This is a genomic window from Gordonia sp. NPDC003422 (genome assembly GCF_053588675.1).
Genome location: NZ_JBSFQL010000014.1, coordinates 94,376 through 109,382, shown reverse-complemented (window position 1 = coordinate 109,382; position 15,007 = coordinate 94,376). Strand labels below are relative to the sequence as shown.

General features: G+C 65.9%; 15 protein-coding genes. 11 read left to right on the top strand and 4 right to left on the bottom strand.

Annotated features, from left to right (window positions below; all coding sequences use genetic code 11):
• Window positions 1-2: 2 nt before the first annotated feature.
• Complete coding sequence (gene dnaJ, locus ACWDTF_RS13720; protein ID WP_449754496.1) at window positions 3-1,169, bottom strand: molecular chaperone DnaJ; 1,167 nt, start codon at window positions 1,167-1,169, stop codon at window positions 3-5.
• Between the two features lie 44 nt (window positions 1,170-1,213).
• Entirely contained in the window at window positions 1,214-2,248 is a 1,035-nt protein-coding gene (gene hrcA, locus ACWDTF_RS13715; protein WP_240857593.1) for a heat-inducible transcriptional repressor HrcA, read from the bottom strand.
• 86 nt (window positions 2,249-2,334) lie between these two features.
• Here hrcA and ACWDTF_RS13710 point away from each other — a divergent pair, with 86 nt between their 5' ends.
• The 6 genes from ACWDTF_RS13710 (at window position 2,335) to ACWDTF_RS13685 (ending at window position 6,292) form a co-directional block, all read left to right on the top strand.
• Complete coding sequence (locus tag ACWDTF_RS13710; RefSeq protein ID WP_240857592.1) at window positions 2,335-2,811, top strand: type II toxin-antitoxin system VapB family antitoxin; 477 nt, start codon at window positions 2,335-2,337, stop codon at window positions 2,809-2,811.
• A gap of 182 nt (window positions 2,812-2,993) precedes the next feature.
• A complete protein-coding gene (locus ACWDTF_RS13705; protein WP_240857591.1) occupies window positions 2,994-3,479 on the top strand; it encodes a hypothetical protein in 486 nt (161 codons plus the stop codon).
• A gap of 32 nt (window positions 3,480-3,511) precedes the next feature.
• On the top strand, window positions 3,512-3,994 hold the full coding sequence (locus tag ACWDTF_RS13700; protein WP_240857590.1) for a hypothetical protein: 483 nt from the start codon (window positions 3,512-3,514) through the stop codon (window positions 3,992-3,994).
• Window positions 3,995-4,097: 103 nt separating this feature from the next.
• Window positions 4,098-4,835, top strand: a complete 738-nt coding sequence (locus ACWDTF_RS13695; RefSeq protein WP_240857589.1) for an ABC transporter ATP-binding protein — start codon at window positions 4,098-4,100, stop codon at window positions 4,833-4,835.
• Window positions 4,832-5,788, top strand: a complete 957-nt coding sequence (locus ACWDTF_RS13690; RefSeq protein WP_355276170.1) for an ABC transporter permease — start codon at window positions 4,832-4,834, stop codon at window positions 5,786-5,788. Before ACWDTF_RS13695 ends, ACWDTF_RS13690 begins: the two co-directional genes overlap by 4 nt.
• Before the next feature lie 15 nt (window positions 5,789-5,803).
• Window positions 5,804-6,292 carry a hypothetical protein gene (locus tag ACWDTF_RS13685; RefSeq protein WP_240857587.1) on the top strand — a complete coding sequence of 163 codons (489 nt, stop codon included), beginning with the start codon at window positions 5,804-5,806 and terminating at the stop codon, window positions 6,290-6,292.
• A 481-nt stretch (window positions 6,293-6,773) separates the two neighbouring features.
• On the opposite strand, the gene hemW is transcribed toward ACWDTF_RS13685, so the two are convergent.
• Window positions 6,774-7,982, bottom strand: a complete 1,209-nt coding sequence (gene hemW, locus ACWDTF_RS13680) for a radical SAM family heme chaperone HemW (protein ID WP_449754511.1) — start codon at window positions 7,980-7,982, stop codon at window positions 6,774-6,776.
• Window positions 7,983-8,370: 388 nt separating this feature from the next.
• Between hemW and ACWDTF_RS13675 the strand changes: the two genes are divergently transcribed.
• Genes ACWDTF_RS13675 through ACWDTF_RS13655 form a run of 5 tightly spaced genes read left to right on the top strand, consistent with a single transcriptional unit; the run spans window position 8,371 to window position 13,861 of the window.
• Window positions 8,371-10,167 (top strand): nitrite/sulfite reductase, encoded by a 1,797-nt coding sequence (locus tag ACWDTF_RS13675; protein ID WP_449754495.1) that lies wholly within the window; start codon window positions 8,371-8,373, stop codon window positions 10,165-10,167.
• Window positions 10,164-10,919, top strand: coding sequence for a phosphoadenylyl-sulfate reductase (locus tag ACWDTF_RS13670; RefSeq protein WP_449754494.1), 756 nt, complete (start codon window positions 10,164-10,166; stop codon window positions 10,917-10,919). The genes ACWDTF_RS13675 and ACWDTF_RS13670 overlap by 4 nt, the downstream gene beginning before the upstream one ends.
• On the top strand, window positions 10,901-11,848 hold the full coding sequence (gene cysD / locus ACWDTF_RS13665; protein ID WP_433255373.1) for a sulfate adenylyltransferase subunit CysD: 948 nt from the start codon (window positions 10,901-10,903) through the stop codon (window positions 11,846-11,848). The genes ACWDTF_RS13670 and cysD overlap by 19 nt, the downstream gene beginning before the upstream one ends.
• 1 nt (window position 11,849) lies before the next feature.
• Window positions 11,850-13,145 (top strand): sulfate adenylyltransferase subunit 1, encoded by a 1,296-nt coding sequence (locus ACWDTF_RS13660; protein ID WP_449754493.1) that lies wholly within the window; start codon window positions 11,850-11,852, stop codon window positions 13,143-13,145.
• Window positions 13,142-13,861, top strand: coding sequence for a sirohydrochlorin chelatase (locus tag ACWDTF_RS13655; RefSeq protein WP_449754492.1), 720 nt, complete (start codon window positions 13,142-13,144; stop codon window positions 13,859-13,861). The genes ACWDTF_RS13660 and ACWDTF_RS13655 overlap by 4 nt, the downstream gene beginning before the upstream one ends.
• A 144-nt stretch (window positions 13,862-14,005) precedes the next feature.
• Here the strand turns inward: ACWDTF_RS13655 and ACWDTF_RS13650 are convergent, their stop codons facing one another.
• Window positions 14,006-15,007: a sulfate/molybdate ABC transporter ATP-binding protein gene (locus tag ACWDTF_RS13650; protein WP_449754491.1), complete on the bottom strand. Its 1,002-nt coding sequence runs from the start codon at window positions 15,005-15,007 to the stop codon at window positions 14,006-14,008.

The window sequence follows — 15,007 nt, the reverse complement described above, 5'->3', positions numbered from 1 at the left end:
CGCTACCGGCCCGCGAACGCGTTGCGCAGACGGGAGAACAGCCCGCCCGGACCGGCGGCGCTCGTGGTGTTGATGATCTCGATCTGATCGTCGGACGCGTCGCGGAAGCGTTTGAGCGCCTCGGACTGCGCGGCGTCGAGCTTGCCGGGCACCACCACGTCGAGGTGGACGTGCATGGTGCCGCGAACACCCGAGTTGACGTGTGGCATGCCCTGTCCGCGCAGCTTCACCACCTGGCCGGGCTGGGTTCCGGCGGCGATCGTGACGGTCACCTGATCGCCCAGGATGGTGTCGACGGCGAACTCCGAACCGAGCGCCGCGTCGGCCATCGGCACCCGCAAGGTGCAGTGCAGGTCGTCCTTGTCACGCATGAACACCGCATGCGGGCGCTCGGCCACCTCCACGTAGAGGTCACCCGCGGGTCCGCCCCCGGGGCCGACCTCACCTTGACCGGCCAGCCGCACGCGCATACCGCTCTCGATGCCTGCCGGGATCCGGACGGTCATCGTGCGGCGCGACCGAACGCGGCCGTCGCCACCGCACTTGTGGCAGGGATCGCTGATGACCTCGCCGACGCCATGGCACGTCGGGCAATCGCGGACGGTCATGACCTGGCCGAGGAGCGAACGCTGGACGGCCTGGATCTGCCCGTTGCCCTTACACGTGTCGCAGGTGGTGGGTTTGCTGTCGCCGTTGGTTCCCGATCCGGTGCACACGTCGCACAGGATCGCGGTGTCGACGGTGATCTCCTTGTTGACGCCCGACGCACACTCGTCGAGGTCGAGTTCGATCGCGACGAGTGCAGGCTCGCCGGGCTGTACCCGGGACCGCGGGCCGCGCCCCGAACCGAATCCGCCGCCACCACCGAACGCACCGCCGGACCCGAAGAACGCCTCGAACACGTCACCGAAACCACCGCCACCGCCGAAGCCGCCGAATCCACCACCGGCACCCGCGGTCGCGAGCGGATCTCCGCCGGCGTCGACGATGCGACGCTTCTCCGGGTCACTCAACACCTCGTAGGCGGTGCTGAGTTCCTTGAAGCGTTCCTCTTCTCCTGGATTGACGTCGGGATGCAGTTCGCGTGCCTTCTTGCGATAGGCGCGCTTGATCTCCTGGTCGCTTGCCCCTTGGGGCACGCCCAGAATTCCGTAATAATCACGTGCCACGGTTGTGTCGGTCCTTCAGGTATGGCTCGGTGTTCAGGTATGGCTCAACGTTCGGCGAGTACTTCGCCGACGTACTTCGCAACGGCTGCGACGGATGCGATTGTTCCCGGATAGTCCATGCGGGTCGGACCGAGCACGCCCACCCCGCCGAACACCGTGCCCGATGCACCGTACCCTGTCGACACCACCGAGGTGCCGCGCAGGTTCTCCGTCTGGGTCTCCTCCCCGATCTGCACTGTGACGCTGCCCATACGGTGCGCCGCGGCGAGCAACTTCAGCACCACGACCTGCTCTTCGAGCGCGTCGAGTACCGGGTCCATGCCGCCGGTGCCAGGGGCGAAATCGGCCGCCGACCTCGCCAGATTCGACGTCCCGCCCAGCACCAGACGGTCGTCCCCGCGCTCCACCAGCGTCTCCACGAGCACCGTCGCCACGTTCACCACTGCGGTGCGGATGTCGGCGGGGGCGGCATTGGCGACCTCGGCCACCGCGGCCGACGCCTCCTCGAGACGTTTACCGTGCAATGCCACCGAGAACATGTCGCGCAGCCGGATGAAGTCCTCGTCGTCGAGATCCTGTGACAGCGCGACCACCCGCTGTTCGACGCGCCCGTTGTCGGTGATCACGACCAGGAGCAGACGCGACGGCGACAAGGTCACCACCTCGAGATGGCGCACGGTTGCCGTGGACAGGACCGGGTACTGGATGACGGCGACCTGTCGGGTCAGCTGGGCGAGCAGCTTGACCGACCGGCGAAGTACGTCATCGAGATCCACTCCGGAATCGAGCACCGAGAGAATGGCGCGACGCTCGGCACCCGACAGCGGTTTGATCTCGCTGATGCGGTCGACGAAGACGCGGTAGCCCTTGTCCGTCGGTACCCGACCAGAACTCGTGTGTGGCTGGGTGATGTACCCCTCGGCCTCGAGGACGGCCATGTCGTTGCGCACCGTCGCGCTCGAGACGCCCAGCTGGTGACGCTCCACCAACGCCTTCGAGCCGATCGGCTCCTGCGTGTCGACGTAATCCGTCACGATCGCGCGCAGGATCTCGAACCGACGATCATCGGTGCTGGACACGCTTTTCACCTCCTGACCACGCTCGCTCTGCCATACAGTGGGTGACGTCCATCTTACGAAACTGCGCTGCAAAGGCCGGACAAGCAATGATCTTCAAGGGGGTGCGCGAGGGCAAGCCCTATCCCGACCACGGTTTGTCGACGCGCGCGTGGGCCAAGATCCCGCCGCGGCAGTTGCGACTCGACGAACTGACGACGGTGACGACGGTGCTCGCGCTCGACAAGCTCCTCAGCGAGGACTCCACTTTCTACGGGGACCTGTTCGCGCACGTCGTGCGCTGGCAGGGCGAGTTGTACCTCGAGGACGGATTGCACCGCGCGGTGCGGTCGGCGCTGCGCAACCGGCACATCATCCATGCCCGCACCCTGGATCTGGACGCGCTGGATCTCCGTTCGGAGGCCACCTCCATCGAGCAACAACTCGGCGACACCGCCGAATTGCCGAAGGCGGAACGTCCGGCCGGCGCCCATCGTCGGCCCACGCCCACCGGTGGCCGGAGCACGGGATGGACCACACCACCGCGCGCGCCCGACCCCAGTTGGAGCAGGCCGGTCGTCGAGTAGGACATGTGACCAGGAACAACATTTCTAAGGTTTGACTAACCTCTCATCGCATCGATAACATTTCGGACACCGACTTCTCACGACCAGCGACGTTCGGGCGACGGTCGGCCATCGGGGGTTCTCGGGCCGAAGGCCGACCAAGCGATCGAGTCCACGTCGTCGGTTACCGATGAAAGGACAACATGATCAAGCTCCTCCGCACCGCGACCATCGCGGTGTTCGCGCTGCTGCTCGGCGTCGGACTGGCCGGCGCGCCTGCCAACGCCGACGTCAACATTCGGGCCGGAAAGGCTGCGGACCTCTCCGTTGCCGCGGCCAACCCGAGCACCGCACAGCTCGAGCGTCAGTACGCCGGATTCTGGAACCCCAACGTTCCGGTGTCCCCGAAGTACGCCGCCAGCTACCGCGGCAACACCCCGAAAGTCCAGCAGCAGATCAACAAGGTGCTGGCCAATTCCCGGACCATGGACTTCTTCTCGATCCAGGGGCGTCTGACCAGCAAGACCATCAACGGCAACCGGATGACCGCGCGCGGCAACGGTGTGATGGCCGGATTCCCGGCGCAGGGCGTCACCATGGAGTACATCCGTGACGGCGGCCTGTGGAAGTTCGACTGGAAGGCCTACTCGCAGAGCAACGGCCTCAAGGGTCTCGACTGGGGCTACTGAGCCGCATCTTCATTGAGTGACAAGGATCTGACATGAGCAAGTTCATCCGTCTGGCCGCGATCGGCTTCTTCGCGCTGCTCCTCGGAGCGGGACTGGCTTCGCCGGCTCAGGCCGACGTCGACATCCGTTCCGGGAAGGCCGCGGATCTCCCCATCCGCTCGGCGAATCCGAGCAACGGTGAGATCGAGCGTTCGTACGCGGCGATGTGGAACCCCAACGTTGCGCTGGCTCCCAAGTACGCAGTCAGCGTTCGGGGCAACACCCCCAAGGTGCAGACCTCGATCCAGAAGGCGATGTCCATGAGCAAGACGATGGACTTCTTCTCCATCAAGGGGCGGGTGACCGGTAAGACGATCAACGGCAACAGCATGACCGTCACCGGCAACGGTGTCATGGCCGGCTACCCGGCGCAGAGCTTCACGTACTACTACGTCCGCGAGGGCGGCATCTGGAAGTACGACTGGAAGGCCAACTGCCGTCCGGGCTGCCAGGGCAATCCCGACTGGGGATACTGATCGGCAACACACGGCGGCCCCTCGCGACGCGAGGGGCCGCCGTGTGCTCTGTGTGGCCACTAACCGGTCTGCTGAGACCTCTGTACAGAGAGATGCACTTTCGATGATCGAAGTGACAGGCTTGTCGAAGTCGTTCGGCAAGAAGGAAGCCGCGAAGGACGTGACGTTCCGGGCCGAACCCGGCGCGCTCACCTATCTTTTGGGACCCAACGGGGCAGGCAAGACCACCGTCCTGCGCATGATCGCGGGCCTCTCGCGCCCGAGCTCGGGCACCATCTCGATCAACGGCTCGCGGTTGCGCGCCCTCCCGGATGTCAAGCGAGAGATCAGCTTCTGCCTCGGCGCCTTCGTCCGCAACCCCAATCACACCGGGCGCCAACACCTTCGCTGGCAAGCGCGGCTCGCGGGCATCGACACCGCCGACGCCGACCGCGTCCTCGAACTGGTGGGTCTGTCCGATGTGGCCAAGCGGCCCACCGGAAAGTACTCCTATGGAATGCTGCAGCGACTGGGGATCGCGACGGCACTGCTCGGCGACCCGCGGACCATCGTCCTCGACGAGCCCGCCAACGGCCTCGATGTCGAGGGAACCCTGTGGCTGCGTGACCTGCTCACCGGCCTCGCCAACGAAGGCAAGTGTCTTCTCGTCGCCTCCCACAGTCTGTCCGAGGTGGAGATCAACGCGTCGTGGGTCATCATCATGGGACAGGGACGCGTGTTGTCCAACACCTCCCGAGACGAGATCGTCGCCGCCGGTACCGAACCACGCAGGCTCGAGTCGGCCTACCTCGACATAACAAGGAACAGTGTGGAATACGCGGGAACAGGGGGCGCACGATGAGTCACCGCGCTCCCGATTCGACAGTCGCGACCGGCATCGAATCGGTGCCCGACGCGCAGCCGACCGACATCGACGCCGCACATTCGGCCACACCCGGTCCGGACGTGGCGCCCCTTCCGCCGGCCACCCGGGTTCGGTCGACAAACGTGCTCACCCGCTCTGCCCGACTCCCCCGCGATCTCGGCCGCGCCGTCGGCAGCGAACTCGCCAAGCTCTCCTGGCGTAGCCCACTCTGGTATGCGATTGTTCCACTGGCCGTTCTGATCCCGACCGCCATCAACTTCGGCATCGCCAAGGCAACCCAGATGGAGGCGATCGACGGCAGCGGCGGTATGGACACCAACAACGCCGGTTACTGGGTGATCGTCTTCTCGACCATCATCATGATGTCGGCACCCGTCTCGTCGTTCTCCAACGAGTTCAAGGACCGCACAGTGGAGATCGTCTGCTCGATCCAACCGCGCCGATGGCTCCTGCCGGTCGCCAAACTGATTGTCTTCGGCACGATTTCGGCGGTGGTCATCGCCGGGACCATCTTCGGAATCCTGTCGGTGTTTCCGCACGTGTTCCCCGAGATCTGGGGACGCGTGGATCTGTGGTCGGCCGCCGGGCTCCGGCAATGGGTGGGCACCGCGTACCTGTCGGTGTTGATCTGCGCACTCGGCCTCGGTTTGGCGGTCCTGCTCCCACGGCCCGGCCTGGTGATCATGGTGATCCTGCTGTGGATCTGGGGTATCGAGAACTTCGTCGGCATGATCCAGGGCGACATCGGGCTCACGTTGCAGAACTACTCGCCGTTCAAGAACGCGACGCTCGGCGTCGGCCAGATCACCTCCATCGAAAGCCCATTCGGCGGACCGAACGGCTCACTCGTCTATTTCTCGATCATCGCCATCGCGATCTTCGTGTTCGGGCTGGTCCGATTGGCCTCGACCGATCTGAAGAGCGAATAGCTGAGGAGCTCACCAATGAAACTGTTCAAACTTGTTGTGGCGTGCGTGTTCACGGTCATCTTCGGACTCGGACTGGCCGCGGCTCCCGCACACGCGGACGTGTCCGTCCGATCCGCCAAGACTGCAGACCTCTACGTCCGCACCGCTGCTCCGGGCAACGCCGAGCTCGAGAAACAGTTCGCCGCACTGTGGAACCCGAACATTCCGATGGCCAACAAGCTCGAGGTGAGCTATCGCGGCAATACACCCAAGGTGCGTGCGCAGGTGCAGAAGGCCCTGGCATACAGCCGGCAGATGGACTTCTTCTCGATCACCGGCCGCTCGATCGGCGCACCGACCATCAACGGCAACCGGATGACCATGACCGGCAGTGTGGTGATGGCAGGCTTCCCGGCCAAGACGTCGCGCTACCACTACATCCGCGACGCCGGACTGTGGAAGATCGACTGGAAGGTCACGTGCCAGGAACTGCAGTGCAACGGCAACCCGGACTTCGGCTACTGATCCGAAGCGCTCGATGGCTGCCCCTGCGACCTGCGGGAATCTGTACGCGGGAGGCTGGTCAGGTGCACAGTGCACTTGGTGGGGTTGGCAGGTACAGCTTTCCTACGGGTGGCGATCGTGTTCGGGACCGTCTGATCGAGGAACTCCACGGCGACGGCCACTGAAACGTTCCCCGACGACGTCGGCGGGTGGGTCGCGGCGACCCGGTGCTCGCGTTTCTCCCATCTGCTCGTAATGCATTGCGCGCAGATGGGAGACATGCGAGCAGATGTCAGTAGCACCGCCGGGTGAGAGGTGTCTGTGCGCGGCCAGCCGAGATGGTGTTCGACACGGCAGTCGAGCCACATCGTCGGTGTGTCGCGATTTCAGAAACCGCGTGTCTGGTCAGAAACCCGTGCGCGCCAGCGGTTTCTGGCGACACCTGCGGTTTCTGGCGACAAGCGCGGTTTCTGCGACGAAGACGACGGGAGGATGGTCGGGATCAGTCCCAGAGGATTCGGCGAATGACCCCGTCGGCAAGCAACCGCCCGGCATCGGTGAGTACGTAGTCGTCGTCGCGCCGGATCAAGAGCCCCTCGCCACACAGGTCGGCAGCCCGACGATCCTCGGCGTCGTCGAGCGCGGTCTGTGGGAGTCCATCGCGGCATCGCGTGGTCAGCATCACGGTTTCGACATGCCGGTCGGCGTCGGCGAGGATCTCTGACTCCGCGCTCGGCAGCCGCCGGCCGCCGAGTGCGTCGGCGTAGCGCGCCGGATGCTTGACGTTCCACCAGCGCACTCCGTTGACGTGGGAATGCGCACCCGGGCCGATCCCCCACCAATCGTGGCTGCGCCAGTACGCGAGATTGTGGCGGCATTCGCCCGCAGCCGACCGCGCCCAGTTCGACACCTCGTACCAGGAGAACCCCGCGTCGGTGAGCCTGCGGTCGAGGATGCGGTAACGGTCGGCGAGTACGTCGTCGTCGGGTGCAGGCATCTCGCCGCGCCGAATTCGCCGCGCCAGCGCCGTGCCATCCTCGACGATCAAGGCGTATGCCGACACATGGTCGACGTCGGCCGCGAGGACCGCGTCGATGCTGGCGTGCAGGTCGGCGTCCGACTCCCCCGGCGTCCCGTAGATCAGGTCCAGGTTGACGTGTGCGAACCCGGCTGCGCGCGCCTCGCGCGCGGCTGCGACGGCCCGCCCCGGCGTGTGCGTGCGGTCGAGCACCGCCAGCACGTGAGCGGCTGCCGACTGCATACCCAGCGAGATCCGGGTGAAACCGGCCGCGCGGAGCCCGTCGAAGAACTCGGGAGAGGTCGACTCCGGATTCGACTCGGTGGTGATCTCCGCGTCGTCGGCGATCTCGAAGTTGTCGCGAACCCGGTCGAGCAGACGACCGAGCCCAGACGCCCCCAGCAGCGACGGCGTTCCGCCACCGACGAAGATCGACGACACCGGCCGAGCCGGACGCAGCAGCGTCGACGCCGCCTCGAGTTCGGCGGCCACCGCGTTGTGCCATGTCTCCGGCGACGACGCGCTGCCGAGTTCACCGGCGGTGTAGGTGTTGAAGTCGCAGTAGCCGCACCGGGTCGCGCAGAAGGGAACGTGCAGGTACAGGCCGAACGGCACGGACCGATCGGCGCTCGCACATGCTCGTGCGATGGCCGGATCCACAACCGGTGGCGACGAGACCTTCACCTGATCCATCATGCCGACCGAACCCGGCAACGGCGTAATCGGCTCGGGAGCCGAGGCCACCGGCGGGAATAGACCGGTGGGAATAGTCGGCGGACCGCACGCCTTGACCCTCATACCTGCATGGATCGACGACCGACCTTTCCATCACAGTGATGGAAAATAACCCCAAGTAGACGAGGCGACCACGAGCGTGGCACTATGGACACCGTGATTTTCCCAGGGGTGTGGCTGGCTGCGCGTCGCCACATTGATTTCAAGCGCGTCTGCAGCGCATTCTGTCGCGTCTAGCGACGTCTCGGCCCTGAGGGATCCCGCATTTCCAGCGGGACGCCGGCACGTAAACCAGCCCGTTCATCGTGCGATACCCGCCGGCCTGTGCGCCGGCACAGGAGATTTCATGACGTCCACAACAGACGCCCCTGCCGTGCCCGAAGAGTCCGCACCCAAGGGGCCCGCGGAGTCGAAGCGGCCCGCACGGACCCCGCGCACCCCGCGTTCGGAAGCCGGCGGCGACGCCCCTCGGCCCGCACGTAAGGCGCGTCCGACCAAGCGCCGCGCGGAAGGCCAGTGGAAGCTGGGCTACCGCGAACCGCTCAATCCCAACGAGCAGGTCAAGAAGGACGACAACCCGCTCAACGTCCGGGCCCGCATCGAGAACATCTACTCCAAGCAGGGGTTCGACTCGATCGACAAGCAGGACCTTCGCGGCCGTATGCGCTGGTGGGGCCTCTACACCCAACGCAAAGAGGGCTACGATGGCACCTGGACGGGTGACGAGAACATCGACATCCTCGAGGACAGCCACTTCATGATGCGCATCCGCTGCGATGCCGGTGCGCTCAATGTCGAGCAGCTCCGCACGCTCGGTCAGATCTCGACCGAGTTCGCGCGCGACACGGCCGACCTGTCCGACCGCGAGAACGTGCAGTACCACTGGATCCGCATCGAAGACGTCCCTACCATCTGGGAACGCATCGAGGGCGTGGGACTCAAGACCACCGAGGCGTGCGGCGACTGCCCGCGCATCATCCTCGGCTCGCCCCTGGCCGGCGACGCCATCGACGAGGTCCTCGACCCCACCCCGGCGATCGACGAGATCGTGCGCCGCTACATCGGCGACCCGCAGTACTCGAACCTGCCCCGCAAGTTCAAGACCGCCATCTCCGGCCTGCAGGACGTCTCACACGAGACCAACGACATCGCCTTCATCGGCGTCAACCATCCCGAGCACGGCCCCGGTTTGGACCTCTGGGTCGGCGGTGGCCTGTCCACCAACCCGATGCTCGCCCAGCGGGTCGGCGCCTGGATCCCGCTCGACGAGGTGCCCGACGTGTGGGAAGGCGTCGTCTCGATCTTCCGTGACTACGGTTACCGCCGCCTGCGCGCCAAGGCACGCCTGAAGTTCCTGATCAAAGATTGGGGCATCGAGAAGTTCCGCCAGGTACTCGAGGACGAATACCTGGGTCGCAAGCTGATCGACGGTCCGGCACCCGAGCCACTGACCCAGCCGCGCGACCACGTCGGTGTGCAGAAGCTCAAGAACGGGCTCAACTCGGTCGGCTTCGCCGCGATCGCCGGGCGCGTCACCGGCACCAAGCTGACCGCCGTCGCCGACGCGGCCGAGCGCATCGGCTCCGATCGCATCCGCTTCACGCCGTACCAGAAACTCGTGGTCCTCGACGTCGCCGACGACAAGGTGGAGCAGCTCATCGCCGAACTGGCTCCGCTCGGACTGCAGGCGCGCGCCTCCAATTGGCGACGAAACCTCATGGCCTGCAGCGGCATCGAGTTCTGCAAGCTGTCCTTCGTGGAGACCCGGAAACGGTCGCAGGTGCTCGTGCCAGAGCTCGAGGAGCGCCTCGCCGACATCAATTCAGGTCTCGACGTCCCGATCACCGTCAACATCAACGGCTGCCCGAACTCCTGCGCGCGATCGCAGATCGCCGACATCGGCTTCAAGGGACAGCTCGTCGAGGACGGCAACGGCGGGCAGACCGAGGGCTTCCAGGTTCATCTCGGCGGCAGTCTCGGCCAGGACGCCGGCTTCGGCCGCAAGCTGCGCCAGCACAAGGTGAACTCGACCGAACTCGGCGACTACATCGAACGCGTCGTCCGCAACTTCGTGGACCAGCGCAACGACGGAGAACGGTTCGCGCAGTGGGCCGTTCGTGCCGACGAGGAGGCACTGCGATGAGCACGTCCACCGCCACGCCAACGGCCACCGGCCGACGTTTCGACGAGCACGAATTGCGCGCGATCGCCGAGCGCGGAGCCGCCGACCTCGGGCCGGACGCGACGCCCGCCGAGCTGTTCGCCTGGACCGCGGAGAGCTTCGGCGACAACTTCGTCGTGGCCTCCAACATGCAGGACGCCGCACTCGTCGACCTCGCCGTCAAGCACATCGACAGTGAGCTGATCGGTGGCGATCCGGTCAAGGTGCTGTTCCTCGACACCGGCTATCACTTCGCCGAGACGATCGGCACCCGAGATGCCGTGGAGCAAGTGTATGGCGTCGAGATGGTCAACCTGACACCCGAGCGTTCGGTTGCCGAGCAGGACGAACTGTTGGGCCGCAACCTGTTTGCCCGCGACCCGGGTGAGTGCTGCCGGCTGCGTAAGGTGGTGCCCCTCAAGGCCGGCCTGCAGCGGTTCGACGCGTGGGTCACCGGCATCCGCCGCGTGGAGGCGCCGACGCGGGCCAACGCACCGTTGATCTCCTTCGACGAGGGCTTCGGGTTGGTCAAGATCAACCCGATCGCACCGTGGTCAGACGAGACCATGCAGGACTACATCGACACCCACGGCGTTCTCGTCAATCCCCTTGTCGACGAAGGCTATCCATCCATCGGCTGCGCCCCCTGCACGGCCAAACCAGAACCCGGATCCGATCCGCGCAGTGGCCGTTGGGCCGGTCGCGCCAAGACAGAATGTGGGCTGCACGCATGACCATCACCGAGACCCCGCGCGAGATCGTCGAATCCGACGACTTCACCACCCTCGACGCACTCGAGTCCGAGGCCATTCACATCTTCCGTGAGGTTGCCGGCGAGTTCGAACGTCCGGTCATCCTGTTCTCCGGCGGCAAGGACTCCACCGTGCTGTTGCACGTGGCACTGAAGGCCTTCTGGCCTGCTCCTCTGCCGTTCGCGCTGCTGCACGTCGACACCGGACACAACCTGCCCGAGGTGCTCGAGTTCCGCGACCAGGTCGTCGAGCGTCACAATCTTCGCCTGCATGTCGCGTCCGTGGAGGACTACCTCGCCGACGGGCGTCTCACCGAACGCCCCGACGGCGTCCGCAACCCGCTGCAGACCATTCCCCTGCTCGACGCGATCACCGAGAACCGCTTCGACGCGGTCTTCGGCGGCGGCCGTCGCGACGAGGAGCGCTCGCGCGCCAAGGAGCGTATCTTCTCCCTGCGCAACGCCTTCGGCCAGTGGGACCCCAAGCGTCAGCGGCCCGAACTGTGGAACCTCTACAACGGACGTCACGCCGCCGGCGAGCACGTACGCGTGTTCCCGCTGTCCAACTGGACCGAACTCGACATCTGGCGTTACATCGCTCGCGAGCAGGTGCTGTTGGCGTCGATCTACTACTCCCACAAGCGCGACGTGTTCCAGCGCGACGGCATGTGGATGACTCCCGGCGTCTGGGGCGGCCCCCGCGAAGGTGAGGAACTGCAACGACTCTCGGTGCGCTACCGCACCGTCGGCGACGGCTCGACGACCGGCGCGGTGCTGTCGGAGGCCGCCGATGACGAGGCCATCCTGGCCGAGGTCGCCGCATCACGACTGACCGAACGAGGCGCCACCCGTGGCGATGACCGGGTCTCCGAGGCCGCCATGGAAGACCGCAAGCGCGAAGGATATTTCTGAGATGAAGCACGTTCCAGATCTGCTGCGGATCGCCACGGCGGGCAGCGTCGACGACGGAAAGTCGACCCTCGTCGGTCGCCTGCTCTACGACACCAAGTCCGTTCTCGCCGATCAGATCGACGCCGTCACCAAGGCATCGGTGGACCGCGGCCTCGCGACCCCCGATCTCTCGCTGCTCGTCGACGGCCTTCGCGCCGAGCGCGAGCAGGGCATCACCATCGACGTCGCCTACCGCTACTTCGCAACGCCCGCACGGTCATTCGTGCTCGCCGACACGCCCGGGCATGTGCAGTACACCCGCAACACGGTGTCCGGTGCGTCCACCGCGCAACTCGTCATGCTCCTCGTCGATGCGCGCAATGGTGTTGTGGCCCAGACCCGTCGGCACGCGGCCGTGATGTCACTGCTCGGTGTGCCCCAGCTCGTCCTCGCGGTGAACAAGATCGACCTCGTCGACAATGCAGCGACTGTGTTCGCCGAGATCTCCGCCGAGTTCGCCGAGTTGACCCATTCGCTGGGCTGGTCGGCTCAGCAGGTGCAGGCGATCCCGGTTTCCGCGCTGCACGGCGACAATGTCGCCACCCGCTCGGAGAACACGCCGTACTACGACGGGCCGACGCTCATCGAGCACCTCGAGAACGTGCCGAACGTGACCGATCGCGAACCCGTCGGCCTGCGTTTCCCCGTCCAGTACGTCATCCGGCCGCGCACCCCCGAATACCCGGACTACCGCGGCTATGCGGGACAGATCGCTGCCGGACGAGTGTCGGTCGGCGACGAGGTCGTCGTACTTCCGTCCGGCCGCCGGACCACCGTCAGCCAGATCGACACGGCCGACGGTCAACTCGCCACCGCGCATACCGGACGCAGCGTCACGCTGCTGCTCGCCGATGACGTCGACATCTCGCGTGGCGACGTCATCGCCGCCACGGGCGACGCTCCCGAACCGGTTCAGCAGTTCACCGCGACCGTGTGCTGGCTCGCCGAGAAGCCGCTGCGGCCGGGCGCACGCCTGCTGCTCAAGCACGGCACCAAGACCACGCAGGCCATCGTCGGTGCGCTCGACGCGCTGTTCGACGAGCAGAACCTGGCGTTGGTCGAGGCACCGGAGTCGGTGGAGCTCAACCAGATCGTGCGGATCTCGGTCCAGACCGCCGAGCCGATTCCGGCCGACGACTACCAGATCAATCGCGAGTCGGGCAGCTTCTTGCTGATCGATCCGCAGGGCGGCAACACCCTCGCGGCCGGCCTGGTCGGCGACGCACTTGCGCCGCTGCATCTCAAAGAGCTGGTGTGACAACCACTCTCGTACTCGTCGCGCACGGCAGCCGGGATCCGCGATTCGCGGATACCGCGCGCCGTGTGCGTGCGGCGGTGGCCGACCGGCTCCCCGGTGTGCGGGTTCGCTTGTCCTACCTCGACCTCAACGAACCTCGCGTCGAGGAGGTGCTGGCGTCATCCGGGCCCGCACCCGTGGTGGTCCCGCTCCTGCTGGCCGCGGGCTACCACAGCAAGACCGACCTCCCCGCCATCATCGGTGAGCACCGCCCCGGCGCCCGGCAAACCGACGTGATCGGCTCGCGCACAATGACTTCCGTCCTGGAACAGCGTCTTCGTGAGGCGGGGATGTCGCGACGCGACGGCGTGATCCTGTGCGCGGTGGGGTCATCGGACCCGACCGCCGATCGCCACGTGCGCCGTCGCGCAATCGAATTGTCCACCCGGTTGCACCGACCGGTCGAAACCGTGTTTGCCACCAAACTGGGTCCCAACCAGCGCGCATTGCACACCGCAGTTCGGCGGCTACGTGCCGGCGGCGCGTGTCGTATCGCCCTCAGCCCGTACTTCCTGTCGGCCGGCCTGCTGACCGAGCGCGTCGAACGCGCCCTCGACACGATCGTGTCCGACGCGGTCGTCGCCGGACCCCTCGGCACCCACGTCGACGTCGTGGATGCGGTCGTGTCGCTCTACCGCGGGGCCACCCTCGACACCCCGCTCGTACACCAAACCTGACCGTCGAACGTGCGTCGCGGATCGTTGACCGTGCGCCGGAAATCGTTGACCGTGCATCGTGTTCCGTTGACGGTGCACGCAATCCACGTTTCGCCAACTCCAAGAGGCACGGTCGACGATTCGAGACGCACGGTCAACGCCAGTTCAGACTCCCGCCGCGCTGAGTGCAGCCACCTTCGTCGCGCGGGCGTAGATCTCTTCGCCCGGTTGCAGATCCAGGGCATTGGCGTCGCCACGGGTGATCTGCGCCTGGAATTCGTCGCCGGTCGCAGCGGCCACCAACTCGACCCGGGTCTCGAATCCCAGTGCGACGACACGCTGCACAGTCGCCTTGATGACACCGGTGTCCAGCGCCGGATCGGCTGCGGGCAACGCCAGCTCCGGACGGCGACCGATGCGAATGTCGTGCGGCCGCACCAGTTCTCCGTTGAGGCGAACCGTGGAGCCGAGGAACGACGCGACGAACTCGTTGATCGGGCGGTCGTAGAGATCCTCCGGTGAACCGATCTGCTCGATCCGGCCCTTGTTGAGCACTGCGATGCTGTCGCTGACGTCGAGCGCTTCCTGCTGGTCGTGCGTCACGAGCACCGTGGTGACGTGCACCTCGTCGTGCAGCCGACGCAGCCATTTGCGCAGATCCTCGCGAACCTTCGCGTCGAGAGCACCGAACGGCTCGTCGAGCAGGAGCACCTGCGGGTCGACGGCCAGCGCGCGTGCCAGCGCCATGCGCTGCCGCTGTCCACCGGAAAGTTGTGCCGGATAACGCTTCTGGAAGCCGGTCAGACCGACGATCTCCAGCAACTCATCGACCTTGGCGTCGATCTGTTCCTTGGGACGCTTGCGGACCTTGAGCCCGAACGCCACATTGTCGCGCACGTTGAGGTGCTTGAACGCGGCGTAGTGCTGGAAGACGAATCCGATGTCGCGCTTCTGCGGCGCCAGACCCGACACGTCGCTGCCGCTGATGATGACGGTGCCCGAATCGAGACTGTCCAGGCCGGCGATGGCCCGCAGCAGCGTCGACTTGCCGGATCCCGACGGACCCAGCAACGACGTCAACGACCCGTCGGGAATCTCGATCGATACGTCGTCGAGGGCGGCGAAGTCGCCGTAGCGCTTGTTGGCACCGATAACCGAGATCGACAT